This is a genomic window from Streptomyces cahuitamycinicus (assembly GCF_002891435.1).
Classification (GTDB): Bacteria; Actinomycetota; Actinomycetes; order Streptomycetales; family Streptomycetaceae; genus Streptomyces; species Streptomyces cahuitamycinicus.
Window position 1 is genome coordinate 1 of the sequence record NZ_POUC01000082.1, and the last position, 25,081, is coordinate 25,081.

Below are 25,081 nucleotides of genomic sequence, written 5' to 3' on the forward strand. Positions count from 1 at the left end.
CCCCACCGCCGACCAGGCCACCAAGGACGCCATGAGCAACGCGACGACCGTCAGCCCCGCCCACTCCGCGAGCACCGCAAGCACGCTCATCACCAACATCGCAGCCCTGGTCACCAACGACCCCTCCTCCGGTGACGGTTCCCCCCTGGGACTGGTCCAGGACGCGGCCGTCGCCATCGAGGGCGACCGCGTCGTGTGGACCGGTGATCACAGGAAAGCACCCGCCACTGACAATCGGGTCGACGCCGGTGGCCGGGCGGTCCTGCCCGGCTTCGTGGACTCCCACTCCCACCTCGTCTTCGCGGGCGACCGGACGCAGGAGTTCAACGCCCGGATGTCCGGGCGGCCATACGGCGCGGGCGGCATCCGCACCACCGTCGCGGCCACGCGGGCGGCGAGCGACGAGGAACTGGAGGCCAACCTCACCCGTTACCTCCGCGAGGCCCTGCGCCAGGGCACCACCACCTTCGAGACCAAGTCCGGCTACGGCCTGACCGTCGAGGACGAGGCCCGCGCCTTGCGCATCGCCGCCGCCCACACCGACGAGGTCACCTATCTCGGCGCCCACATCGTGTCGCCGGACCATGCCGAGGACCCGGCCGGCTATGTCGCCCTGGTCACCGGCGAGATGCTCGACGCCTGCGCCCCGTACGCCCGCTGGATCGACGTGTTCTGCGAGAAGGGCGCCTTCGACGGCGACCAGGCCCGCGCGATCCTCACCGCCGGCAAGGCCCGGGGTCTGCACCCACGCATTCACGCCAACCAGCTGTCGTACGGCCCCGGCGTGCAGCTCGCGGTCGAGCTCGACGCCGCCAGCGCCGACCACTGCACCCACCTCACGGACGCGGACGTGGACGCCCTGGCCGACAGCCGTACCGTCGCCACCCTGCTGCCCGGCGCCGAGTTCTCCACGCGGGCCGAGTGGCCGGACGCGCGGCGGCTGCTGGACGCCGGTGTCACCGTCGCGCTGTCCACGGACTGCAACCCCGGCTCGTCCTTCACCTCGTCCGTCCCGTTCTGCGTCGCCCTGGCCGTACGGGACATGGGGATGACGCCGGACGAGGCGGTGTGGTCGGCCACGGCGGGCGGCGCGGCGGCCCTGCGGCGCACCGACATCGGCCGCCTCACACCGGGTGCGTACGCCGACCTGACGCTCCTCGACGCCCCGAGCCACGTCCACCTGGCCTACCGGCCCGGCGTCCCGCTGGTCAGCGCGGTGTGGCGGCGCGGAGAGCGCGTGATGTGATCAGCGGAGCCGCGACAGCCGGGCGGGGTGCCTCTCCGGCTGCTGTGGTCCGTCGCGGTGAGCCGGGGACCACCGGTGACACGCGCCCGGGGGCGGGCCGTGCGGCCCGCCCCGAGGGACACGTACACCCTGGCCGAGGATCACTCCTCGACGGTCAGCCCCTTGCGCAGCCGTACCAGCGTCCGCGACAGCAGACGCGAGACGTGCATCTGCGAGATGCCGAGTTCTTCGCCGATCTCCGACTGGGTCATGCCCGCGACGAACCGCAGGGACAGGATCTTGCGGTCGCGCGGCGGCAGTTCGGCTATCAGTGGCTTCAACGACTCGACGTACTCGATGCCTTCGAGCCCGTGGTCCTCGTAGCCGATGCGGTCCGCGAGCGCGCCCTCGGAGTCGTCCTCCTCCGGCTGGGCGTCCAGCGAGGAAGCGGTGTAGGCGTTCGACGCGGCCATGCCCTCGACGACCTCGTCGTTGGAGAGGCCGAGGCGATCGGCCAGTTCGGCCACCGTCGGGGCGCGGTCCAGCTTCTGGGCCAGCTCGTCCCCGGCCTTGGCCAGGTCGAGCCGCAGCTCCTGGAGCCGCCGCGGAACGCGCACGGACCACGAGGTGTCGCGGAAGAAGCGCTTGATCTCACCGACGATCGTCGGCATCGCGAATGTGGGGAACTCCACACCGCGGGAGAGCTCGAAGCGGTCGATCGCCTTGATCAGGCCGATGGTGCCGACCTGGATGATGTCCTCCATCGGCTCGCTGCGGGAGCGGAAGCGGGAGGCGGCGAACTTGACCAGCGCGAGGTTCAGTTCGACGAGCGTGTTGCGGACGTACGAGTACTCGTGGGTCCCTTCCTCCAGCGTCTCCAGACGCTCGAAGAGGGTCTTGGACAGGGCCCGGGCGTCGACCGCGCCGACTTCCTCGTACGGGGGGATGTCCGGAAGTCCGGCGAGAAGGCCGTCCTGTGTGACGAGCATCTCGTCCTGCCCGATGGGATCCAGATGTTCCGCAGGGGGTGTCGACGTCGCTTTCTGGGTACGCGATGCGTCGAGCCGGGGTGACATGATGTCCTCCATCGTTCTCGGCATATGGCTGCCGGAGCCGTTAGGTGCACTGCGGTGTGCGGCGCCTCCAAAGCCGGCCGTGTCGGGTACGTGTCCTTACTAGGCCTACCCGCTTTCCCGAGCCCACCGCAAGTGCGTTCTGTGGGCATATGTCCGTTTGTGTGCAGTTGTTCGGGTGTCGAAGCGTGCTGGGAAGGCGTAGTGTGCGAGGGCGTCAGCAACCACCTCGACGTCGGGAGAGAGAGACGGCATGGACCGCGGGACGGTCGGCAGCGCACAGTCTGGCCGGCTTCTGGTGGAGGTGCGGGAAGAGGGCTCCAACGCCGTCGTGACCCCGGCGGGTGAGTTGGATCACCACACCGCCGATCTGTTGCGTGAGCCACTCGAAGACTGCCTCGCCAAGGGATTCAAGCGCCTGGTCATCGATTGCGCGCGGCTGGAGTTCTGCGACTCCACGGGGCTCAACGTGCTCCTCGGGGCGCGGCTGAAGGCGGAGGCCGCCGGTGGCGGCGTCTCGCTCGCCGGTATGCAGCCGGTGGTAGCGCGCGTATTCGAGATCACGGGTGCGGATGCGGTCTTCAGCGTCCACGACTCGCTCGAGGCGGCCCTGGCCGACGAGCCGGGCTGACCGGCGGTGTGTCGGTGCGCGGCGCCTCGGACATCTCCCTGTGGCCGGTGTGTCGGCCCTGTCACGTCATTCGTGCGAAATACATGGGTGTCCCACTCGTCCGCCAGGGCAGGAGACATCCTGAACCTGTCGGTCGCCAGGGCGACGGTAGCGCCGCGGAACCGACGCGCCGCGCACAGCGTGACCGACGGTGTGACGGACCGTGTAGTGGAATTTTTGAATCGTGAACTGGTGAATCGGTGAGGTGAAGCGCTGATGAGCACCACCCGGCCTTACTCGCCGGGCGACCGCGGGCCGGAGCCCGGCGGCGCTTCCGGGGCGTCCGAGGGTGGCGTAGCGGCGGCCGGTGCGTCCGGCGAGGGAGTGGGTGCGCCGTCCGGGGCCGTGGCACCGCCGGGGGGCCCGCAGGTGCGTCGGCTGAGCTTCGAGGACCAGAGCGGCGTCGTTCCGCTGGCCCGCGACTTCACCCGCCAGGCGCTGCACGCGTGGGGCTGGCTGCCCGCCGCCTCCGCCGACCAGCGCGCCGCCGCCGAGGACGTCCTGCTGGTCGTCTCCGAGCTGGTCACCAACGCCTGCCTGCACGCCGAGGGGCCGGACCAGCTGCGCATCACCTGCGACAACAAGATGATCCGCGTCGAGGTCGCGGACCGCGGCACCGGCCAGCCGGCTCCCCGCACCCCGCACCGAGCGGGACGCCCGGGCGGTCACGGCATGTTCATCGTCCAGCGCCTGTGCCTGGACTGGGGCGTCGTCCGTACGCCGGGAGTCTCCGGTAAGACGGTCTGGGCGGAACTGGGCGCACCCGCCTGACAGCGGGCAGCTCCCGATGTCGGGTAGCTCTCCTGTTTTCGGGCATCCCACGCTGTCCCGGACGTACCAGCCCGATTCTGTGCATACCTGTCCGATCTTGTGCAGGCCTGTCGGATTCCCGGCAGACGCGGCCGCCCCTGGAGCCTCCGAACGGGTGACCGTCCCGCCGCAGATCCGGCCCGCACTGTGTCTTCCTTCCTCAAGGCCCCAGGCGTACCTTGGCGGCCCTGTCCGATTACCTGATGCACCGTCAGGAACAGGAAGGGGAGCGGCACCGTGTCGTACCGGAAACGAACCGCCGTGCTCGCGTCCGCCGCGGCCCTGGCCGGCTCGGCGGTGTGGATGGCCGCCCCCGTCGCCCGGGCCGAGGTCGTCGACGTCAACTACCAGTGCAAGACCCCGATCGGCGACAAGAGTGCCGTCTCGCCCATCGACATCAAGGGTGTCAGGAGCGGCGGTGGCTACCGGATCACCATGTCCTGGCAGAAGGGCGTCTCCTCCAGCCCCGTCGAACTGGGCAAGGGCGCGATGGCGCCGAGCGCCACCATCGCCCTGGGCGGCGCCGACAGCGGCACCCTGTCGGTGACCGGCCCCGCCAACGACGCCGCGATCCCGGCCAATACGCCCATCAAGATCAGCGACCTGAGCGGCACGTACACGCCGAAGAAGAGCGGCCAGGTCAGCTTCACGGCCGGTGTGCTCACCATCAAGGCGCTCGGTACGACGACCACGTGCACTCCGACGAACGACCCGGGCCCCTCCCTCACCCTCGACGTCACGGCCGGCGGTGGCACCACCGGCTCCGCCCAGGGCGGCGGCTCCGGCCCGGACAGCGGTGCCGGACTTCCGCAGACCGGGCCCGAGGACTCGGCCATCGCCCTCGGCACCCTCGGCGGCACGGTCCTGCTCGCCGGAGCGGCAGGCGCCCTGTGGCTGACCCGGCGTCACCAGGGGCAGGGGGTGGGCCGTTGATCGCCCGTCGGGGTGGGTCGTCGACCGCACCGCCGGTCAGTGTGGGTTGACCGCCAGGTGGGCCGTTGACCGCCGAACGCCCTTCCCGGCAGGTGTACCGCTGAGCGCAACGACCGCTGGAGCCGCCGATGCCGCCCGTCTTCCGTCCTGCGTACAGGTCACTGCCGATTCTGCTGGCGCTGCTGCTGGCCCTGGCGGGCGCCGGGCCCGCAGGGGCGGGGGAGCGGCCCGTGGTCGAGCTGTCCGCGTCCCAGGCCGGGACGGGCGGTTCCGTCACCGTCAGCGGCAGCGGCTGGCGGCCCCGTGCCCTGCTGACGCTGCTCGTGTGCGGGCAGGCCGAGCCGGAGCGGGGCGTGACCGGCGGCACCAACTCCTGCGCCAACGCCGACGGCCGGGCCGTCACCACCGACGCGGAGGGGCGTTTCCGCCGTGAACTGCCCGTCGTGGAGCCGCCGGTGCCGTGCCCCTGCGTGGTGCACGTGGCGACCGTGACGGGGGCGGGAGCAGGAGCGGGGGCCGAGGCCGACGCGGCCCTCCAGGTCGCCGGGCACGCCGTCGAACCGCTGCCCGCGGACGCGGCCGGGGGGCGGCTCTCCCTGCTCGCGGACACGAGGCTGCGGGGATCCGGCGGTCTGCTCACCTGGTTCGGCTCCCCGCCCTCCCGGACGCTCGTGGTCACCGTCGGCAACGTCGGCACGTCCCCCGTGCGCGACCCGGTCTTCCAGGTCGGCACCTCGCACGGCGTGTTCGCCCCCGAGTGGCAGGACCAGCGGTGGCGGGGCACGATCCGGCCCGGCGGCAAGGCCCGTATCGAGCTGCCCGTGGAGCTCGGAGCAGGAGCGCACGGCGACTACACCGTGTCGCTGAAGTACGGCGGCAAAGTGCTCGCCGAACACCCCTGGGGCGTGGGCCGCCCCTGGGGCGTGACGCTGTTCTGGGCCCTCGTCCTGCTGGTCGTCCCGGCGGCGCTGTTCCGTGCCGCACTGGCCGTGGTCGACCGGGTGCACCCGCGCCGCCCCGGCCACGCGGCCCGGCCGGCCCACCGTATGCGGCTGCCCGCCGCCCGCGGGTCCGCGGCCCCGTCCTGGTCCGGTCCGGAAGCCGACCGGTCCGCGGCGCGAAGGCCATGACGAAGGGCCGCCGCCCCTGGGGGTGCGGCGGCCCTTCGCTTGAACCGTGGGCCGGTGGGCCGGTGGCCTGGTGACCGGGGCCCGGTGACCGTGGCCCGATGACCGGTGAACCGGCGTCCGGTGATCCGGTGGCCCGGTGAAGGTGTCAGCGGACGTCGCCCATCATGGCCTTGACCTTCTTGCGGTACATGTACACCGCGAAGCCGGCGACCACCGCCAGCGCCGCCTCCAGCGCCACGAAGCCCGTCCGGTCGAGGTTGACCCCGCCGACGGCCGGGTTGGACAGCAGCGCGGTGACGGAGTCGCCCGCGGTGACCGCGAGGAACCAGACGCCCATCATCTGCGAGGCGTACTTCGCCGGCGCCATCTTCGTCGTCACGGACAGGCCCACCGGCGACAGGGTCAGCTCACCGACGGTCTGCACGAAGTAGACCGCGACCAGCCACATCGCCGCGGCCTTGTGACCGCCCTCGGCGATCGACAGCGGGGCGAGGAAGAGGAAGAACGACGCACCCACCAGCACCAGCCCGGAGGCGAACTTCACGATGGTGCTCGGCTCCTGGCCGCGCCGGTTGAGCCACAGCCACAGCCAGGCGAAGACCGGCGCCAGCGCCATGATCAGGACCGGGTTGACCGACTGGTACCACGAGACCGGGAACTCCCAGCCGAAGACGGTGTTGTCGGCGCTCTTCTCGGCGAACAGCGACAGGGTCGAGCCGCCCTGGTCGTAGATCATCCAGAACACGGCGGCGGCGACGAAGAACCAGATGTACGCCGACACCTTCGAGCGCTCGCCGGAATCGAGGTCCTTGTCGCGCAGGATGCGGGTGATGACCAGGATCGGCACGATCAGGCCGAGCAGCGTCAGCGGGATGAGAGCCCAGTTCAGGGTGAAGTGGCCGGTGCCGCCCACCAGGCCGTAGAAGACCACGGCGACGGCCAGCCAGATCAGGCCCTTGCGCAGGGTGGACGCCTTCTCGGCGGGCGACAGCGGGGTCGGGACCTCGCTGCTCCTCGCGTCCAGGTGACGGCTGCCCAGCAGGAACTGCACGAGGCCCAGCGCCATGCCGAGCGCGGCCAGCGCGAAGCCCAGGTGCCAGTCGACGCTCTCGCCGACGGTTCCGATGACCAGCGGCGCGATGAAGGCCCCGAGGTTGATGCCGATGTAGAAGACCGTGAAGCCACCGTCGCGGCGCGGGTCCTCCGGGCCGTCGTAGAGGTGGCCGACCATCGTGGAGATGTTGGCCTTCAGCAGACCGGAGCCGATGGCGACCAGGCCGAGACCGACGTAGAAGCTCGCGGCGGCGGGCAGCGCCAGGCACAGGTGGCCGAGCATGATGACCACGCCCGCGACGGCGACCGTCTTGCGGGGGCCGAGCACACGGTCGGCGAACCAGCCGCCGGGCAGGGTGAGCAGGTACACCAGCGACAGGTACACGGCGTAGATCGCCGTCGCCGTGCCCGCGCTCAGGTGCAGGCCACCCGGGGCCACCAGGTACAGCGGGAGCAGGGCCCTCATGCCGTAGTAGGAGAAGCGCTCCCACATCTCGGTCATGAACAGAGTGGCCAGTCCGCGGGGGTGGCCGAAGAAGGTCTTCTCGGAACCGGGGGTGCCCGGTCGGGCCGAGTCCTTCGTCAGGCTGGACGCCATGGTCGTTCCTTGCTGCTCGGGACGCGCCCCGCGGCAGCGGTGGTGCGCCCGGTGGGGGGCTGCCGGCACCGGTGGTACGGCCGTCCGTCCGACGCCTACGGGGGGTCCGCTCCGGGTCACGGAGCGGTGGGCGGTCGCCACCGGGATCCACGCCTCTACGCGCGTCCCCGCACGACGAGGCCCGGCCACAGGTCGCTTCTCTCGGGGGCCGGCGAGAACCGGCCCGCGCACAAAAGAGACCTTCAGGGCACATGGCCTCCGAAGGTCGCCGTGGTGCTACAGGCGTCGATTCACCATACGGCAGGACACCGCCGCATATGGAAGGACTTGAGGCACGGATCACAGGTGCAGGGGGAACCGTACACACTGATTCGAAGGTCCTTACTCAAATCTCACCGCTAAGGCACAGGTCTGTACGTCTACCCCGGCAACGTAAGAAGCGGGTGTGCCTACGGTAAGAATGAAGGCTTCCGGTCACACCCCGGCTCAGGGCGTCGCAGGTCTACCATCACCTCATGACCCGTGTACTGCTCGCCGAGGACGATGCGTCCATCTCGGAGCCGCTGGCCCGCGCCCTGCGCCGGGAGGGCTACGAGGTCGAGGTCCGCGAGGACGGACCCACCGCTCTCGACGCCGGACTGCAGGGGAGCATCGACCTGGTCGTGCTCGACCTCGGCCTGCCCGGCATGGACGGCCTGGAGGTGGCCCGCCGCCTGCGTGGCGAAGGCCACGCCATCCCGATCCTCATCCTGACCGCGCGCGCCGACGAGGTGGACACCGTCGTCGGGCTCGACGCGGGCGCCGACGACTACGTCACCAAGCCGTTCCGGCTCGCCGAGCTGCTCGCGCGCGTGCGGGCCCTGCTCCGGCGCGGCGCCAGCGAGCCGCAGCAGCCGCCCGCCACCCACGGCGTGCGCATCGACGTCGAGTCCCACCGCGCCTGGATGGGCGAGGAGGAGCTCCAGCTCACCGCGAAGGAGTTCGACCTGCTGCGGGTGCTGGTGCGCGACGCGGGCCGGGTCGTCACCCGCGACCAGCTCATGCGGGAGGTCTGGGACACCACCTGGTGGTCGTCGACCAAGACCCTCGACATGCACATCTCCTGGCTGCGCAAGAAGCTCGGCGACGACGCGGCCAACCCCCGCTACATCGCCACCGTGCGCGGTGTGGGTTTCCGTTTCGAGAAGAGCTGAGCCGCGGGCAGGCACGGGCGATCGGGTAACAGGACATGCGCCGCCGACTGATCCAGTCCACGCTCTCCGTGGTGCTGGTCGTGATCGCCGTCTTCGGCGTCTCGCTCGTCATCGTCGAGACGCGGACGATCAGCAACAGCGCCCAGGAGCGGGTGGAGTCCGAGGCGGTGCGGCTGGCCAGCATCGTCGACAGCCGGCTCTTCGGGGATCAGCAGGTCGACGCGGAGGTGCTGCGTGAACAGGTCACGCAGAACCACTACTACGCGGTGATCCGGCTCCCCGGGGAGGCGCCGATCGAGGTCGGCACGAAGCCCGCCGGGGACGTCATCAGCGCGACCGCCCCCGGTGAGGAGGGCGAGACGGTCACCGTCCAGGAGCCACGCTCCTCGGTGACCCGGGAGGTCGGCCGGACGCTGCTGATCATCGCGCTGGTCGCCCTGCTGGCGGTGGTGGCCGCGGTACTGCTGGCCGTCCGCCAGGCGAACCGGCTGGCGTCGCCCCTGACCGACCTCGCTGAGACCGCCGAGCGGCTCGGCTCGGGCGATCCGCGCCCCCGGCACAAGCGGTACGGGGTGCCCGAGCTGGACCGGGTGGCCGACGTGCTGGACGGCTCCGCCGAGCGCATCGCCCGCATGCTGACCGCCGAACGCCGGCTGGCCGCGGACGCCTCCCACCAGCTGCGCACCCCGCTCACGGCGCTGTCGATGCGGCTGGAGGAGATCACCCTCACCGACGACCCGGACACCGTGAAGGAGGAGGCGACGATCGCGCTGACGCAGGTCGAGCGGCTCACCGACGTCGTGGAGCGGCTGCTGACGAACTCCCGCGACCCGCGCACCGGCTCCGCCGTCTCCTTCGACCTCGACGAGGTCATCCAGCAGCAGCTCGCCGAGTGGCGCCCGGCGTACCGCAGTGCGGGGCGGGCGATCGTCAGCTCCGGCAAACGGCATCTGCACGCGGTGGGCACGCCCGGCGCGGTCGCGCAGGTCCTGGCCGCGCTGATCGAGAACTCCCTCATGCACGGCGGCGGCACGGTGGCCCTGCGCACCCGCGTCACCGGGAACCAGGCGGTCATCGAGGTCACGGACGAGGGCCCCGGCGTCCCCGCCGACCTCGGCGCCCGCATCTTCGAACGGGCGATCAGCGGCCGCAACTCCACGGGCATCGGCCTGGCGGTGGCCCGCGACCTGGCGGAGGCCGACGGCGGCCGCCTGGAGATGCTCCAGACCAAGCCCCCGATCTTCGGCCTGTTCCTGTCCCGCACGGCACTGCCCAAGACCCACAACGAGGAGCCGATGGTCCGCTAGGCGGCCTACGGGACCTGCTGCCTGGTCTTCCGCGGGTCGGCCGGGTCGTTCTGCGGGACCGGGACGGGGCCCGGAGCAGCCGCCGGTGTCTCCGGGCCGGGGAGCGCGCGGAAGACCCACGAGCGGTAGGACCAGAAGCGGAACAGGGTCGCGACGCCGATGCCGAGGAACTTGAAGACGTTGTTCTGAAGCGGGGTGTCCCAGCCGAAGCCGTACGTGGCCGCGTACAGGACGCCGTTCTCGATGACCAGGCCGATCGCGCTGAACAGCAGGAACAGGGTCATCTCACGGGTACGGCGGCTCTTGTCGCGGTCGCGGTACGTGAAGTAGCGGAAGCCGACGTAGTTGAAGACGATCGCGACGACGGTGGCGATGACGCTCGCGCGCACCACCTGGAGGTCGGTGGTGTGCCGCACCAGGTTGAAGACGACGAGGTTGACCAGCACCCCGGCACCGCCCACCGCACCGAATTTGGCGACTTCGCGGACGAACCGCCGGAGCCGAGAGGCACCATGTCCCATGGCCGTGCAGGCCCCCGTCCGTGTGTCGGCGTCAACCCAGCCATGCTAACCACCCTCCCGCGCGATCTTCCTGGGGATGCCCGTGGACGGCCGGAGATGGTCCGTGCGGCCCGGGAAGGGGCAGGAAACCGGCCACTCCGGCGTGACCATTACCCTGGGGGAGTGACGTTCCCGGTAGTCGGCATGGTCGGCGGTGGCCAGCTCGCTCGTATGACACACGAGGCGGGCATCCCGCTGGGCATCAGGTTCAAGCTCCTCAGTGACACCCCGCAGGACTCCGCTGCGCAGGTCGTGAGCGATGTCGTCGTCGGCGACTATCGCGATCTCGACACGCTGCGCGAGTTCGCCCGTGGGTGCGATGTGATCACCTTCGATCACGAACACGTGCCCACCGAGCACCTCAGGGCACTGGAGGCGGACGGCATCCCCGTGCGTCCCGGCCCCGACGCGCTCGTGCACGCCCAGGACAAGGGGGTGATGCGCGCGAAGCTCGACGCGATCGGCGTCCCCTGCCCCCGGCACAGGATCGTCTCCGATCCGCAGGACGTGGCCGCCTTCGCCGCCGAGGGCGGTGGGGGCACCTCCCGCTCGAGCGAAGCCGAGAGTGGCGGATTCCCCGTCGTCCTCAAGACCGTGCGCGGCGGCTACGACGGCAAGGGCGTGTGGGTCGTCCACTCCGTCGAGGAGGCCGCCGAGCCGTTCAAGGCCGGTGTCCCCGTGCTCGCCGAGGAGAAGGTCGACTTCCTCCGCGAGCTCGCCGCCAACGTCGTACGGTCCCCGCACGGCCAGGCCGTCGCCTACCCGGTCGTCGAGTCCCGCCAGGTCAACGGCGTCTGCGACACGGTCATCGCCCCGGCCCCCGACCTCGACGAGGGCCTCGCGGTCCGGGCCTCGGAGATGGCCCTGAACATCGCCAAGGAGCTCGACGTCGTCGGGCACCTCGCCGTCGAGCTGTTCCAGACCCGCGACGGCCGGATCCTCGTCAACGAGCTCGCGATGCGCCCGCACAACTCCGGCCACTGGTCGATGGACGGCGCCGTCACCAGCCAGTTCGCCAACCACGTCCGGGCGGTCCTGGACCTGCCCCTCGGCGACCCGCGCCCGCGCGCCCCGTGGACGGTCATGGTCAACGTCCTGGGCGGCGACTACCCGGACATGTACTCCGCGTACCTGCACTGCATGGCACGCGACCCGCAGCTCAAGATCCACATGTACGGCAAGGACGTGAAGCCCGGCCGCAAGGTCGGTCACGTCAACACCTACGGCGACGACCTCGACGACGTGCTGGAGCGCGCCCGTCACGCAGCCGGCTACCTGAGAGGCACCATCACCGAATGAGCCCTGTTGTTGGCATCGTCATGGGGTCGGACTCCGACTGGCCCGTCATGGAGGCCGCCGCCAAGGCCCTCGACGAGTTCGAGATCGCCTACGAGGTCGACGTCGTCTCCGCGCACCGCATGCCGCGCGAGATGGTCGCCTACGGCGAGCAGGCCGACGCCCGCGGGCTCAAGGTGATCATCGCCGGGGCCGGTGGCGCCGCCCACCTGCCCGGCATGCTCGCCTCCGTGACCCCGCTGCCGGTCATCGGCGTGCCCGTGCCGCTGAAGTACCTCGACGGCATGGACAGCCTCCTGTCGATCGTGCAGATGCCGGCCGGTGTCCCCGTCGCCACGGTCTCCGTCGCCGGCGCCCGCAACGCCGGTCTGCTCGCGGCCCGCATCCTCGCCGCGCACGACGAGGAACTGCGCGGCCGGATGCGCGACTTCCAGCAGGAGCTCAACGACCAGGCCACCGAGAAGGGCAAGCGCCTGCGCGCCAAGGTCGAGGGCGCGGGCGGGTTCGGCTTCGGCGCCGGGAAGTGACGACGATGACCTCCCTGGAGGCGGCCCGGGAACTCCTGAGCGAGTTCCCGGTCGTCGACGGCCACAACGACCTGCCCTGGGCGCTGCGCGCACAGGTCCGCTACGACCTCGACGCGCGGGACATCGCCGCCGACCAGAGCGCCCACCTGCACACCCACATCCCCCGGCTGCGCGCGGGCGGGGTCGGCGCGCAGTACTGGTCGGTGTACGTCCGCACGGACTCGCCCGACCCGGTCGCCGCCACGCTCGAACAGATCGACTGCGTACGGCAGTTGCTGGCCCGTCACCCCGAGGACCTGCGCCCCGCGCTCACCGCCGCCGACATGGAGGCCGCACGCGGGGAGGGCCGTATCGCCTCGCTCATGGGGGCGGAGGGCGGCCACTCCATCGCCAACTCCCTGGGCACCCTGCGCGGTCTGTACCGACTCGGCGTGCGGTACATGACCCTCACCCACAACGACAACGTCGACTGGGCGGACTCCGCGACCGACGAGCCGAAGGCCGGTGGCCTCACCGCGTTCGGCCGCGAGGTCGTGCGCGAGATGAACCGGCTCGGCATGCTCGTCGACCTCTCGCACGTGGCGGCGACGACCATGCGGGACGCGCTCGACGCGAGCTCGGCCCCGGTGATCTTCTCCCACTCCTCCGCGCGGGCCGTGTGCGACCACCCGCGCAACGTCCCGGACGACGTCCTGGAACGGCTGGCCGCGGGCGGCGGCGTGGCGATGGTGACGTTCGTGCCCAAGTTCGTGCTCCAGGCGGCGGTCGACTGGACGGCCGCGGCCGACGAGAACATGCGCGCCCACGGCTTCCACCCCCTCGACACGACCGCGCAGGCCATGAAGGTCCACCGCGCCTTCGAGGAGCGGCAGCCGCGCCCGGTCGCGACGGTGGCGACGGTCGCCGACCACCTGGACCACATGCGCGAGGCGGCCGGCATCGACCACGTCGGCATCGGCGGCGACTACGACGGCACGGCCTTCACCCCCGAGGGTCTCGCGGACGTCTCCGGCTACCCGAACCTCCTCGCGGAACTGCTCGACCGCGGCTGGTCCAAGGCCGATCTGGCTAAACTGACCTGGAAGAACGCGGTCCGGGTCCTGGACGCGGCGGAGGATGTGGCGCGTGGGCTTCAGGCGGCGCGACCGCCGTCCAACGCCACGATCGAGTCACTGGACGCGCCCGTCGGCTGATCGTCGAGGGCGGGGAGGTCGGTCCAGCCGGCCGCCCCGCCCAGGTACGTGAAGTACCGGTCGCGCAGCTGTTTGAGCGGCGCTCCGAGCCAGAGGCGAGCCACAGCCGGGTCACGACACGACCGCCCCTCCGGCGCCGCCCCTCCGCCGCGACGCCGAAGCCGGTCACCGACCTCACCGACCTCATCGCCGAGCGCGTCCGCATCGACCGGATGATCGCCGGCCCGGTGCGCTCCCGGGACACCCTGGACGAGGTCATCGAGGCCGCCCGGCTGCCCCGAGGGCACCCTGCGCGGGCGGCCGGAGCCGTACTCCGAACGCCCCGCCCACCAGGAACCGCTCCCCGCTCCGTGCGACGGTGACCGTACCTCACGAGCGACCGTACGGAGCCGCCATGGCAGACCTCCAGGACGACCTGCGCCCCACCGCCGCGGCCGCCGGCGAGTTGGACGAGCTGGCCGAGCCGTACCCCGAGGAGGGCATCGCCACGGCGGAGTCCTACGAGCCCGTCTCCGACCCGGACGACGCGCCCATGACGCGGGCCCGCGCCATCCTCGCCGCGCACCCTGTCGCCGACGGCTACAACGGACTGCCCTGGGCGCTCAAGCGCCTGCCCTGGTACGACCTGGAGGAAGGCGAGAGCACCGTCGACACGGATGTGCCCCGGCTGCGCAGCGGCCATGTGGGCGCCCTGTTCTGGTCGTTGCACCTGCCCGAGGGCCTCGACGGTGACCGGGCCGTCGGCGCCACCCTTGAGCAGCTGGACCTGGCCAAGACCGTCGTCCGGACCTGCGCCGAGGGCCTGCGGCCGGCCTGCACGGCCGGGCAGGTCGCGGACGCCCGCAACTGCGGCCGCGTCGCCGTGCTCCTCGGCCCCGCCGGGGCCCCGGCCCTGGGCGACTCGCTGGGCATCCTGCGCCAGCTGCACCTGCTCGGCCTGCGCGTCCTCACCCTGACCGGGGTGTCCTGGGCCAGTGACGCGGGGCTGACCCGGTTCGGCGAGGAGGTCGTGCGCGAGATGAACCGCATCGGCGTGATCGCCGACCTCTCCGGCGCCTCCGCCCAGACCCTCCGCCGCGTCCTGAGCCTGTCCCGGGCACCCGTGCTGTGCAGCCGCTCCGCCGCCCGCACCCTGCGCCCCCACCCGGCCAACCTCCCCGACGACCTGCTGGCGGAGCTGGGCGCGGCCAAGGGACTGTGCCTGGTGCCGCTGACCGCCGAGCAGACCGGCCCCACCGTCCGCGATGTCGCCGACCATCTCGACCACATCCGCTCCGTGGCAGGCGCGAACTGCGTCGGGCTGTCAGGCACCTACGACTCCGGAGCCGCCCACCCGCAGGAGCTCGGCGACACCTCCTGCTATCCGCGGCTGATCGCCGAGCTGCTGCGGCGCGGCTGGGAGGAAGCCGATGTGGCCCTGCTGACCTGGGGCAACGTCCAGCGCGTGCTCCGCGGCGCCGACTTCACGGCCCGCGCCGCACAGCAGCGCCGCGAACCGTCGACGGCGACGATCTCGGAGCTGGACGCTTAGCCCGCCGGGGCCCGGAGCTGGACGCTGAGCCCGCCGGCCTGCGGGATCAGCCGGACTCGATCCGGCACAGGCAGAACGGGTGCCCCGCGGGGTCGGCGTAGACGCGGAAGTCCTTCTTCACGTCGTCCTCCTTGTCCAGCACCCGCGCGCCCAGTGCCAGCACCCGCTCCTCGGCCGCGTCGATCTCGTCCCAGGTGGATCCGGCGTCGAAGTCCAGGTGGAACTGCTGTGCGTTGCGGTCCGCCCGCGGCCACTCCGGCGGGGTGTGGCCGGGAGAGCGCTGGAAGGCGAGCCGGGGCCCACCGGGGACGCGGAGCACCACCCAGTCGGGGTCGTCGTCCTCCGGCGTGCCGCCGCCGACCCGCGCATAGAAGCGGGCCAGCTCGCGGGGGTCGGGACAGTCGACGACCACGGAACGGAAACGTGCCACGGCGGACACGGGGCCTCCGGAGGTCAGCAGGCGCAGAGGCAGAACGGGTGCCCGGCAGGGTCGGCGTAAACCCGGAAGCTCCGCTGCCGGTCCTCGGCGTCCAGCGGCTTCGCCCCGAGGGCCAGCACGCCCTTCTCGGCCGCGTCCAGGTCGTCCACCACGAGGTCGAGGTGGAACTGCTGAGCGCCGTCGGGGGAGGGCCACGTCGGAGGCACGTACCCGGGGGACGCCTGGAAGGCCAGCGGTGTACCGCCCGGCACCTTCAGGTCGACCCACTCCTCCTCCCCGTCGGTCTCCACCGTCGGAGTGCCGCCCAGGACCTCGGCGTAGAAACCGGCCAGTGCGCGCGGGTCGGGACAGTCCAGGACGACGACACCCAGCTTGGCGAGAGTCATGACTTCCTCCTCGAAGTCGGCGTTACCTACAGAGGCAGGTAACCAGTAACCGTTACTGCATGCTCCCGCATTGACGGTAACCTCGCAAGGGGAATCGCGAGAGGTACGGTCCAGCCATGACGGAGAGATCGCCCGCGCCCGGCGGCCTGGCCCTGGTCGAGGCCCTGGTGAACACGCTGGACATCGAGTCCGGCGCCGACGCGCTGGACACCCCCGACGGCCGGGAGCGCCTCGGCATCACCGCGGACGAGACGGACCGGGCCCGCACCTTGCGCGAGTCCCTGCGCGCGACCCTCCTCGCGCACGCCGGCCACCCGCCGCACCGCGAGGTCGCCCCCCTCGGCGCACTCCTGGCCGAAGCCCCGCTCCTCGTCACGGTCGACGCGGCGGACGGCTCGGCCGCCCTCACCCCCGCCAACGACCGCTCCCTGCACGCGCGCGTTGCCGCCGCCGTCGCGGAGGCCCTGGTCGCCGGCACCTGGATCCGTCTCAAGGCCTGCGAGGCCGCCGACTGCCACTGGGCCTACTACGACCGCAGCCCGGCCGGCCGCGGCCGCTGGTGCTCCATGCGGGTCTGCGGAGCCCGCGCCAAGATGCGCCGCTACCGGGCCAAGGAGGTATAGAAGGCTTCTGCCGGACCGCGATGGCGCCGCGCCGCCCGGCGCGTGCTCGGCCGCCGCCGGCCTGTGCGTTCGTGCCGTCGTCCGGCGGATGCTCCGGCCGCTGCCGCTGCCGCTGCCGCGCTGCCGGTTCGCATGTCGCTGCCGTTGTCCGGCGGATGTTCCTGCCGTCGTCCGGCGCGCGTTCCTGCCGTCACCCGGCACATGCTCGCGGCACCGCCGCACTCGCGCCACTGCGGGCGGAAGACGTGGTGGCCCCGCCACGGGACACTCCGCCGGCATGCCGGGAGCACGCACGGGACGCCGCTGCTCCGTCTACGGAGCTCTGGTGGAAAGCCCTTGTCCGCCCCGCCGCACGGCCCGGTGGTGCAGAATGCACGAAGACGCCGGTTCGGCCGACTGAGCCTCGGCCGAACCGGCGTCACCTGTCTCCGCGTACGCTCGGGCGTCCGCTCTGGCGCTCGCGCGCTCAGGCCTTCGGACGCCCCATCGCCCGGTACGTCCAGCCCGCCTTGCGCCAGCGCTCCGGGTCCAGGGCGTTGCGCCCGTCCAGGATGAGGCGGGCCGTGGCGACTTCGCCGAGCGCCTCGGTGTCCAGCTCGCGGAACTCCCGCCACTCCGTCAGGTGCAGCACGATGTCGGCGCCGCGTACGGCGTCCAGCGCCGAGTCGGCGTAGCCGAGGGTCGGGAAGACACCGCGGGCGTTGTCCATGCCCTTGGGGTCGTAGACCGTGACCTGGCCGCCCTGGAGGTGGATCTGCCCGGCGACGTTCAGTGCGGGGGAGTCCCGTACGTCGTCCGAGTCGGGCTTGAAGGTCGCGCCCAGTACCGCCACCCGCTTGCCCAGGAACGACCCGCCGCCCAGCGCCTGCCGGGCCAGCTCCACCATCTGCCCGCGCTGGCGCATGTTGATCGAGTCGATCTCCCGCAGGAACGTCAGCGCCTGGTCCGCGCCCAGCTCACCGGCGCGCGCCATGAACGCCCGGATGTCCTTCGGCAGGCAACCGCCGCCGAAGCCGATCCCGGCCCGCAGGAACTTCTTGCCGATGCGGTCGTCGTAGCCGATGGCCTCCGCCAGCTTCGCGACATCACCGCCCGCGGCCTCGCACACCTCCGCCATCGCGTTGATGAACGAGATCTTCGTGGCGAGGAAGGAGTTCGCGGAGGTCTTCACCAGCTCCGAGGTCGGGAAGTCCGTGACCACGAACGGCGAACCCTCGGCGATCGGCGTCGCGTACACCTCCCGCAGCAGCTTCTCGGCCCGCTCGCTGCGCACGCCCACCACGAGACGGTCGGGGTGCAGCGTGTCGTCCACGGCGAAGCCCTCGCGCAGGAACTCCGGGTTCCACGCCAGCTCGGCGTCCTGACCGGCGGGCGCGTGCGCGGCCAGGTAGGCGGCGAGGCGGTCAGCGGAACCCACGGGCACCGTCGACTTGCCGACGACCAGCGCCGGACCGTGCAGATGCGGGGCGAGCGACGCGAACGCGGAGTCGACGTAGCTCATGTCGCAGGCGTACTCGCCGTGCCGCTGCGGGGTGTTCACACAGACGAAGTGCACATCGCCGAAGGCCCCGACCTCGGCCCAGTCCTGCGTGAAGCGCAGCCGGCCGCTGGAGCCGTCGATGCCGGCGACGTGCTTGCGCAGCAGCTCCTCGAGACCCGGCTCGTACATCGGGGCCTCGGCCCGCTCCAGCTTCTCGATCTTCTCGCGCACGACATCGAGGGCGAGCACCTCGAACCCCAGCTCGGCCATGGCCGCCGCGTGTGTCGCGCCGAGATAACCGGTGCCGATCACGGTGATCTTCAGGGCCATGGGTGCTCCAGGGGTCTACGGCATGCTGTGCGCGCCCGAGCATAGCCGGGGCATGGCGGCGCGCTTCACCGGGCAACTTCCTGGCTGTCGCCTACCTCACGTATCACTCCGGTGGGCTACCCCATAAACTTTTGATTACTTAACGGTAGTTAGCGTCAGCATCGCAGCGTTTTGGAGCGTGAGAGACCTTGGCCGGATCGGCTGACTTCGACCTGTACCGCCCGTCCGAGGAGCACGACATGCTCCGTGACGCCGTCCGCTCGCTGGCCGAGGCGAAGATCGCGCCGCACGCCGCCGCGGTGGACGAGGAGGCCCGCTTCCCGCACGAGGCCCTCAAGGCGCTGGTCGCGAACGAACTGCACGCCGTGCACGTGCCCGAGGAGTACGGCGGGTCCGGCGCCGACGCGCTGGCCACCGTCATAGTGATCGAAGAGGTCGCCCGGGTGTGCGCCTCCTCCTCCCTCATCCCGGCCGTCAACAAGCTGGGCTCCCTGCCGGTGATCCTCTCCGGCTCCGAGGATCTGAAGAAGAAGTACATGACCCCGCTGGCCAAGGGCGACGGCATGTTCTCCTACTGCCTCTCCGAGCCGGACGCCGGCTCCGACGCCGCCGGCATGAAGACCAAGGCCGTCCGCGACGGCGACTTCTACGTCCTCAACGGCGTGAAGCGCTGGATCACCAACGCGGGTGAGTCCGAGTACTACACGGTGATGGCCGTCACCGACCCGGCCAAGCGCTCCAAGGGCATCTCCGCCTTCGTCGTCGAGAAGTCCGACGAGGGCGTCTCCTTCGGCGCGCCGGAGAAGAAGCTCGGCATCAAGGGCTCCCCGACCCGCGAGGTCTACCTCGACAACGTCCGCATCCCCGCCGACCGCATGATCGGCGAGGAGGGCACCGGCTTCGCCACGGCGATGAAGACCCTCGACCACACCCGCATCACCATCGCCGCCCAGGCCCTCGGCATCGCCCAGGGCGCCCTCGACTACGCCAAGGGCTACGTCCAGGAGCGCAAGCAGTTCGGCAAGCCGATCGCCGACTTCCAGGGCATCCAGTTCATGCTCGCCGACATGGCCATGAAGATCTCGGCTGCCCGCGCGCTGACCTACCAGGCCGCCGCCGCCTCCCAGCGCGTCGACGCCGACCTCACCTACCTGGGCGCCGCCGCCAAGTGCTTCGCCTCGGACGTGGCGATGGAGGCCACGACGGACGCGGTCCAGCTCCTCGGCGGATACGGCTACACCCGCGACTACCCCGTGGAGCGCATGATGCGCGACGCCAAGATCACACAGATTTATGAGGGCACGAACCAGGTCCAGCGCATCGTCATGGCGCGCAACCTGCCGTAGCCCCCGCTCCGGGGGCCGGGATGCTCCGGCCCCTCACAGGAAGCGCCGGATCGGGGTCACCGCGGTCTCGGCGAGGCGCAGGGGCAGGGGCCGCCGCTTCCAGCGGGCGGGGTCGATCGGCTCGCTCCGCTCCCGGTCGGCCTCGAAGTCGCCGTCGATCTCCGCCGTGAAGTCCTCGTCCAGGACGGCCAGGACGACCTCCTCGTCGTGCTCCATGGAGCGGCGGTTGAAGTTGGTCGAGCCGATGAGGGAGCAGACCCCGTCCACCGTGATGATCTTCGTGTGGAGCATGGTCGGCTGAAACTCCCGTACGTCCACACCGGCGTCGACCAGCGTCTGGTAGTGCTGCCGCCCGGCCAGCAGGCACGCCCGCTGGTCGGTGTGCGGGCCGGGCAGCAGGATCTCGACCCGGACCCCGCGGCGGGCCGCCGCGGCCAGCAGGCCGATGAAGTAGGTGTCGGGGGCGAAGTACGCGGTGGCCAGCCGCAGGCGCTCCTGCGCCGAGGTGATCAGGACCCGCAGGACGGTCTGCATGTCCTGCCAGCCGAACGCGGCCGACCCCCGCACGACCTGGACCGTGGCCCGCCCCGGCTGCTCCTGGGCGGTGAAGCGGTCGTGGTCGTCGTAGAGGTCGGCGTGGCACTCGGCCCAGTTCTGGGCGAAGGCCGCGGCGATGCCGTCCACGGCGGGGCCGCGGACCCGTACATGGGTGTCGCGCCACTCGTCCGGGTTCCGGGCGGCGCCGCACCACTCCTGCGCGATGCCCACGCCCCCGGTGAAGGCCGTGTGCTCGTCGGTGACCAGCACCTTGCGGTGGCAGCGGTGGTTCTGCCGCATCGGCGACAGGCGCGTGGGTCTGCGGAACCAGGCCACCTGGACGCCTGCCTCGTCCATGGCGTCCAGCAGGTCCCGCTCTATCTCCTTGGCCCCGAAGCCGTCCAGCAGCAGCCGCACCCGGACGCCCGCGCGGGCCCGCTCGGCCAGGGCGGCGGCGAACTCGTGGGCGACCTCGCCGCGCCAGTACACGAACGTCATCATGTCGACGGTGTGCTCGGCGGCCCGGATGGCGGCCAGCATCGCGGGGAAGATCTCGTCCCCGTTGCGCAGTGGCACGAGCTCGTTGCCCTCGGTCGCGGCGATGCCGATCAGCCGCTCCAGCCGTCTGCGCAGCCGCTGCTTCTGCGCCTGTGGGCCTCGCGCACCCGAAGTCCGCGGTTCGTCGTACGTCCGCTGTGTCATGTGTGGGTCTCCCCCCTGCACGGTGTGTGGCCGCCCCCGCCCTGGCAGGCGCGCCGAGGCCCCGGCGCGCCTGCAACCCCTTTTTGCCGCTGCCGGTGCTTTCACGCAGAGCCCGCTGAGTCGTGCCTCACAAACGGACCGGATCACGCTCGGGCGGCTCCGCCCTGTGGTGCTCATGGGGCCACAGGCGTAGGACGAGAGGAGCGGGCGCCGATCCGCGGCTCCCGCCTCCCCCCGGAGGATGTCATGACCCAGCAACCCGCCACCGCCACCCCGCTGAGCAAGGAGATGCAGGACTGCGTCCAGACGTGCATGACCTGCCACAGCGTGTGCGAGGAGACCATGAGCTCCTGTCTGCAGATGGGCGGCCCGGCCCAGATGCAGATCATGCGCACGGTCATGGACTGTGCCGAGATGACGCGTATGTGCGCCGACATGATGATGCGGCGCTCGCCCCTCATGGCCGAGATGTGCGCGATGTGCGCCCGCGCCTGTGACATGTGCGCCGAGGCGTGTATGTCCATGCCGGAGGACGCGCAGATGATGCGCTGCGCCGAGGCCTGTCGCCGCTGCGCCGAGTCGTGCCGCTCGATGTCGGCCGCCTCGATGTGAGCTGCGCCTCACGACGAAGGGGGCACCCGCCCGGGTGCCCCCTTCGTGCTGCCTGCCCGCTCAGTTGCCCGAGACGGTGACGGTCTCGTCGTTCTTCAGCTGGCTCACCAGCGTCTTCACCTTCGCGGTGTTCCACTGGAGGTTGCCGTTGGGGGCGTTGCCCGCGATCGGCATGTTCATCGACTTGCCGTCACCGCCGCTGACACCCTTCATCGCCCAGAACATGGACGCCAGGTCGAACAGGCCCATGTCCTTGTCCACCACGAGGGTGTCCAGGCCGGCGCTCATGGTCGGGTACAGCTTGAAGGGGTTCATGATCGTGCCCGGGGTGGCGACCTGGTTGGCCAGGGCGGACAGGAACTTCTGCTGGTTCTTCGTGCGGTCCAGGTCGGAGCCCTCGAGGGCGTAGCGGGTGCGGACGAAGGCGAGGGCCTGCTCGCCGTCGAGGGTCTGCCGGCCCTTCTTGAGGTCCGCGCCGGACTTGGTGTCCTTGATGTCCTTCGGGATGTCCATCTCGACGCCGCCGACCGCGTCGACGATGTTCGCGAAGCCGGCGAAGCCGATCTCCACGTAGTGGTCGATGTGCAGGCCCGTGTTGGCCTCCACCGTGCGGACCAGCAGCTCCGGGCCGTCCTCGGCGTAGGCCGCGTTCAGCTTCGTCTGGCGGCCGGTGGCCGGGTAGAACTTGCCGGAGTCGGAGCCCTTGAACGACGGGATCGTGACGTTCGAGTCGCGTGGCAGCGAGATCAGCGTCGGGGCGCCGCCGCCGGTGTGCAGGATCATCATCGAGTCCGTGCGCTTGCCCTCGGCGGACCCCGTGTGGAGCTTCTTCTTCTCCTCGGCCGACATGCCCTTGCGGCTGTCGGAGCCGACGATCAGGTAGTTGGTGCCCTCGCCCGCCTCCGGACGGTCGATGACCTTCGACAGGTCGACCTCGCGGTTGAGCTTGGAGTCGGCCCAGAAGTACGTGCCGACGCTCGTCACGACCAGCAGCGTCACCAGCGTGATGGCCGTCACCTTGATGCGGCGGCGCCAGTTCGGCGCGGGGCGCGGCTCGTACATGCCGTCACCCGGACCGCCGGGGCCTCTGCCGCCCCCGGGGGAGCCGTAGACCTGGCCGGTGTTGTAACCGCTGTCGTAACCGTCGCCGGGGCCGTGGCCGCCGCCGTCGACGTACGACGGCTGCGGGGGCACTCCGCCGCCGTACGGCGGTGCCCCGCCGTACGGCGCCTGCCCGGGTGATGCCGCCGGACCGCGGCGGACCTGCCGCATGACACGGGCGCTCTCGGGCTGCGCGCTCGAGCTGCCGCGTCCGTACCGCCTGCCGCGGTTGTCGCCGGAAAATCCCTCGGGCCAGTCATTCATGCGCCCCAGTGTGCAGGTCCCCGTAGTGCGCCATACAAGAGTCGTCGGAAAATCAGAGCACGGCTGTGGCGAAGCTGACACAAATCCCCCTCATACCGCGTCGGCATAAGGTAGGGGCCATGACAGACCAGGTCCCAGCTGCGGATTCCGGCAGTCCGGATATCCCGGGCAAGCCGACTTCGGCGTCCCGCACCACCCTCAGCCACATCATGACCCACAACGACACGAACCTTCTGGGGACCGTGCACGGCGGCGTGATCATGAAGCTGGTCGACGACGCGGCGGGGGCGGTGGCCGGGCGGCACTCCGGCGGGCCGGCGGTCACCGCGTCCATGGACGAGATGGCGTTCCTGGAGCCGGTCCGCGTCGGTGACCTGGTGCACGTCAAGGCGCAGGTGAACTGGACCGGCCGGACGTCCATGGAGGTCGGCGTCCGGGTCCTGGCCGAACGCTGGAACGAGTCCGCCCCGCCCACCCAGGTCGGCTCGGCGTACCTCGTCTTCGCCGCGGTCGACGCCGACGGCAAGCCCCGCCGGGTCCCGCCGGTCCTCCCGGAGACCGAGCGCGACAAGCGCCGCTACCAGGAGGCCCAGATCCGCCGCACCCACCGCCTGGCCCGCCGCCGGGCGATCATGGACCTGCGGGAGAAGCGGGCGGCCGACGGGTTCGAGGACTGACCAGAGGGGGCCTGAACTCCCAGGATCAGGGTCCGCACACGGGACCCGGCCGCCCGGGTTCCTACCCGCAAGCCACCTCGTCTCCCCGCACCACGCCGAACTCGCCCTGCCCCGGATCCTCGGCCCGCACCTTGTGGACGCGTTCGAAATCCGCACCGGCGATGACCTTCAGGGTCGGCCCCAGGCCCTTGACCACCCGCAGCTCGCTGCCCGGCAGGGCGGTCGCGAGTGACTTGGCCGAGCGGTCCCAGCGGGGGTCGTAGGCGACGACGGTGCGCTTCACGTCACGCGTGGCGGAGTTCACGGGGGCGCGTGTCGTGCGGAAGCCCGTCGACGCCAGGGCGGCGTCCACACGGCGGCCGAGGCCGGGCGTGCGGGTGCCGTTCTCCACCTGGACGCGGATCTGCTGCGGGGCGACCGGGACGATCCGGGCCGCACCGCGCGACCGGTGCGGCGACAGCGGCTGGTCCTGGCGCAGGGCCCGGAAGAGACGCTCGGACTTCTCGGCGTCCCACTTCAGTGTGGAGCCGACGCCCTTCACGGCGTATCCCATCCGCCCGATCGGGACCGTCGTGAACTCGGAGGAGGACGGGGAGAAGTTCCGCATCGCGCGGCCCAGGTCCAGCATCTCGTCCGTGCCGAAGCCCTTGTCGGCCCGGACCGAGCCGAGCACCGCCCGCGTCACGTCCCGGAACTTCATCGGGTTCAGGAGGATCCCGGACGAGGTGAGCCGTTCCACGAGCGCCGCCATGAACCGCTGTTGCCGCTTCATGCGGCCGAGGTCGGACGCCCCGTCGATGTGGCGGGCGCGGACGAACTGGAGCGCCTGCCCGCCCGCGAGCGTGTGCCGTCCTGCCGGGAGGTTCAGGCCGGTGTAGCTGTCCTTCAGGGGGTCGGCGGTGCAGATCGGCACGCCCCCGACCACGTCCACCGTCTTCATGAAGCTGGTGAAGTCGACCTCCAGGTAGTGGTCGATCTTCACCTTCGTCATGTTCTCGACCGTGCGCACGGTCAGCTGCGGCCCGCCCTCGGCGTACGCGGCGTTCAGCTTGACGGGGTGCCCCTGGTGCCGCTTGCCCGACACCCGGTCGACGTGCGCCGGCATCACCGCGTACGAGTCGCGCGGCAGGCTCACCACGCTCGCCCGTTCCCGGTCCTCGGAGATGTGCACGATCATGATCGTGTCGGTGCAGTGGCAGGGGGCGCCGCCCAGCCGGTACTTGTGGCGCTCCTCCTTGCTGATCTTCTCGCGCCCATCGGTGCCGACCAGCAGGATGTTCATGCCGTGGCCCGCCCGCGGGCGGTTCTTCATGTCCTTGAAGGGGTCGACCCGGGTGATGTCCGCGTCAAGGCTGGTCATCACCGTGTGCCCGATGCCGGCGGAGGCGAGGACCACCATGGACAGCGTGGTGACCGCCCGCATGCCCCAGCGCGGCCGCCGCGCGGGCGGTGCCGGCCTGCGCGCAGCACGGCGGGGGGTGGGGG

General features: G+C 71.2%; 24 protein-coding genes. 15 read left to right on the forward strand and 9 right to left on the reverse strand.

Annotated elements, in window-relative coordinates; translation table 11 throughout:
• A partial coding sequence (gene hutI, locus C1J00_RS14000) for an imidazolonepropionase (RefSeq protein WP_102909380.1) occupies positions 1 to 1,246 on the forward strand: 1,246 nt, incomplete at its 5' end.
• A 140-nt stretch (positions 1,247 to 1,386) separates the two neighbouring features.
• Here the strand turns inward: hutI and C1J00_RS14005 are convergent.
• Complete coding sequence (locus C1J00_RS14005; protein ID WP_102909414.1) at positions 1,387 to 2,301, reverse strand: RNA polymerase sigma factor SigF; 915 nt, start codon at positions 2,299 to 2,301, stop codon at positions 1,387 to 1,389.
• 250 nt (positions 2,302 to 2,551) lie between these two features.
• On the opposite strand from C1J00_RS14005, the gene C1J00_RS14010 reads away from it, so the two are divergent.
• The 4 genes from C1J00_RS14010 (at position 2,552) to C1J00_RS14025 (ending at position 5,841) form a co-directional block, all read left to right on the forward strand.
• The gene (locus C1J00_RS14010; protein WP_102909382.1) at positions 2,552 to 2,929 is read left to right on the forward strand and encodes an STAS domain-containing protein; all 378 of its coding nucleotides are present in this window, start codon (positions 2,552 to 2,554) and stop codon (positions 2,927 to 2,929) included.
• A 255-nt stretch (positions 2,930 to 3,184) separates the two neighbouring features.
• Positions 3,185 to 3,739: an ATP-binding protein gene (locus C1J00_RS14015; RefSeq protein WP_102909383.1), complete on the forward strand. Its 555-nt coding sequence runs from the start codon at positions 3,185 to 3,187 to the stop codon at positions 3,737 to 3,739.
• A gap of 276 nt (positions 3,740 to 4,015) precedes the next feature.
• Positions 4,016 to 4,711: an LPXTG cell wall anchor domain-containing protein gene (locus C1J00_RS14020; RefSeq protein WP_102909384.1), complete on the forward strand. Its 696-nt coding sequence runs from the start codon at positions 4,016 to 4,018 to the stop codon at positions 4,709 to 4,711.
• 128 nt (positions 4,712 to 4,839) lie between these two features.
• Positions 4,840 to 5,841 (forward strand): hypothetical protein, encoded by a 1,002-nt coding sequence (locus C1J00_RS14025; protein ID WP_102909385.1) that lies wholly within the window; start codon positions 4,840 to 4,842, stop codon positions 5,839 to 5,841.
• A gap of 145 nt (positions 5,842 to 5,986) precedes the next feature.
• Here the strand turns inward: C1J00_RS14025 and C1J00_RS14030 are convergent, their stop codons facing one another.
• Complete coding sequence (locus C1J00_RS14030) at positions 5,987 to 7,492, reverse strand: peptide MFS transporter (RefSeq protein ID WP_102909387.1); 1,506 nt, start codon at positions 7,490 to 7,492, stop codon at positions 5,987 to 5,989.
• Positions 7,493 to 8,007: 515 nt separating this feature from the next.
• Here C1J00_RS14030 and C1J00_RS14035 point away from each other — a divergent pair.
• Together C1J00_RS14035 and C1J00_RS14040 are read left to right on the forward strand one after the other, a co-directional pair.
• Entirely contained in the window at positions 8,008 to 8,685 is a 678-nt protein-coding gene (locus C1J00_RS14035) for a response regulator transcription factor (RefSeq protein ID WP_102909389.1), read from the forward strand.
• A gap of 35 nt (positions 8,686 to 8,720) precedes the next feature.
• Positions 8,721 to 9,992 carry a sensor histidine kinase gene (locus C1J00_RS14040; protein WP_102909391.1) on the forward strand — a complete coding sequence of 424 codons (1,272 nt, stop codon included), beginning with the start codon at positions 8,721 to 8,723 and terminating at the stop codon, positions 9,990 to 9,992.
• Between the two features lie 5 nt (positions 9,993 to 9,997).
• On the opposite strand, the gene C1J00_RS14045 is transcribed toward C1J00_RS14040, so the two are convergent.
• On the reverse strand, positions 9,998 to 10,513 hold the full coding sequence (locus C1J00_RS14045; protein WP_102909392.1) for a GtrA family protein: 516 nt from the start codon (positions 10,511 to 10,513) through the stop codon (positions 9,998 to 10,000).
• Positions 10,514 to 10,675: 162 nt separating this feature from the next.
• On the opposite strand from C1J00_RS14045, the gene C1J00_RS14050 reads away from it, so the two are divergent.
• The 4 genes from C1J00_RS14050 (at position 10,676) to C1J00_RS14075 (ending at position 15,099) form a co-directional block, all read left to right on the forward strand.
• Positions 10,676 to 11,851: a 5-(carboxyamino)imidazole ribonucleotide synthase gene (locus C1J00_RS14050; RefSeq protein ID WP_102909393.1), complete on the forward strand. Its 1,176-nt coding sequence runs from the start codon at positions 10,676 to 10,678 to the stop codon at positions 11,849 to 11,851.
• Positions 11,848 to 12,375 carry a 5-(carboxyamino)imidazole ribonucleotide mutase gene (gene purE / locus C1J00_RS14055; RefSeq protein ID WP_102909395.1) on the forward strand — a complete coding sequence of 176 codons (528 nt, stop codon included), beginning with the start codon at positions 11,848 to 11,850 and terminating at the stop codon, positions 12,373 to 12,375. Before C1J00_RS14050 ends, purE begins: the two co-directional genes overlap by 4 nt.
• 5 nt (positions 12,376 to 12,380) lie before the next feature.
• Positions 12,381 to 13,568, forward strand: coding sequence for a dipeptidase (locus C1J00_RS14060; RefSeq protein WP_102909397.1), 1,188 nt, complete (start codon positions 12,381 to 12,383; stop codon positions 13,566 to 13,568).
• 394 nt (positions 13,569 to 13,962) lie between these two features.
• Complete coding sequence (locus tag C1J00_RS14075; protein ID WP_102909398.1) at positions 13,963 to 15,099, forward strand: dipeptidase; 1,137 nt, start codon at positions 13,963 to 13,965, stop codon at positions 15,097 to 15,099.
• A gap of 46 nt (positions 15,100 to 15,145) precedes the next feature.
• On the opposite strand, the gene C1J00_RS14080 is transcribed toward C1J00_RS14075, so the two are convergent.
• The gene (locus tag C1J00_RS14080) at positions 15,146 to 15,538 is read right to left on the reverse strand and encodes a VOC family protein (protein WP_102909399.1); all 393 of its coding nucleotides are present in this window, start codon (positions 15,536 to 15,538) and stop codon (positions 15,146 to 15,148) included.
• 14 nt (positions 15,539 to 15,552) lie between these two features.
• Entirely contained in the window at positions 15,553 to 15,924 is a 372-nt protein-coding gene (locus tag C1J00_RS14085; RefSeq protein WP_102909401.1) for a VOC family protein, read from the reverse strand.
• Positions 15,925 to 16,040: 116 nt separating this feature from the next.
• Between C1J00_RS14085 and C1J00_RS14090 the strand changes: the two genes are divergently transcribed.
• Entirely contained in the window at positions 16,041 to 16,547 is a 507-nt protein-coding gene (locus C1J00_RS14090; protein WP_102909403.1) for a CGNR zinc finger domain-containing protein, read from the forward strand.
• A 466-nt stretch (positions 16,548 to 17,013) separates the two neighbouring features.
• On the opposite strand, the gene C1J00_RS14095 is transcribed toward C1J00_RS14090, so the two are convergent.
• On the reverse strand, positions 17,014 to 18,357 hold the full coding sequence (locus C1J00_RS14095) for a UDP-glucose dehydrogenase family protein (RefSeq protein ID WP_102909405.1): 1,344 nt from the start codon (positions 18,355 to 18,357) through the stop codon (positions 17,014 to 17,016).
• Between the two features lie 188 nt (positions 18,358 to 18,545).
• Between C1J00_RS14095 and C1J00_RS14100 the strand changes: the two genes are divergently transcribed.
• Positions 18,546 to 19,703, forward strand: coding sequence for an acyl-CoA dehydrogenase family protein (locus C1J00_RS14100; protein WP_102909406.1), 1,158 nt, complete (start codon positions 18,546 to 18,548; stop codon positions 19,701 to 19,703).
• A 33-nt stretch (positions 19,704 to 19,736) separates the two neighbouring features.
• On the opposite strand, the gene C1J00_RS14105 is transcribed toward C1J00_RS14100, so the two are convergent.
• A complete protein-coding gene (locus C1J00_RS14105) occupies positions 19,737 to 20,942 on the reverse strand; it encodes a phospholipase D-like domain-containing protein (protein ID WP_102909407.1) in 1,206 nt (401 codons plus the stop codon).
• Between the two features lie 246 nt (positions 20,943 to 21,188).
• On the opposite strand from C1J00_RS14105, the gene C1J00_RS14110 reads away from it, so the two are divergent.
• Positions 21,189 to 21,554, forward strand: coding sequence for a four-helix bundle copper-binding protein (locus C1J00_RS14110; protein WP_102909408.1), 366 nt, complete (start codon positions 21,189 to 21,191; stop codon positions 21,552 to 21,554).
• Between the two features lie 60 nt (positions 21,555 to 21,614).
• Here C1J00_RS14110 and C1J00_RS14115 read toward each other — a convergent pair whose 3' ends face one another.
• On the reverse strand, positions 21,615 to 22,919 hold the full coding sequence (locus C1J00_RS14115; protein WP_102909410.1) for an LCP family protein: 1,305 nt from the start codon (positions 22,917 to 22,919) through the stop codon (positions 21,615 to 21,617).
• Positions 22,920 to 23,038: 119 nt separating this feature from the next.
• Between C1J00_RS14115 and C1J00_RS14120 the strand changes: the two genes are divergently transcribed.
• Positions 23,039 to 23,596, forward strand: coding sequence for an acyl-CoA thioesterase (locus C1J00_RS14120; RefSeq protein WP_180989550.1), 558 nt, complete (start codon positions 23,039 to 23,041; stop codon positions 23,594 to 23,596).
• A gap of 61 nt (positions 23,597 to 23,657) precedes the next feature.
• On the opposite strand, the gene C1J00_RS14125 is transcribed toward C1J00_RS14120, so the two are convergent.
• On the reverse strand, positions 23,658 to 25,081 hold a 1,424-nt coding region (locus C1J00_RS14125; protein WP_245936337.1), incomplete at its 5' end, for an LCP family protein.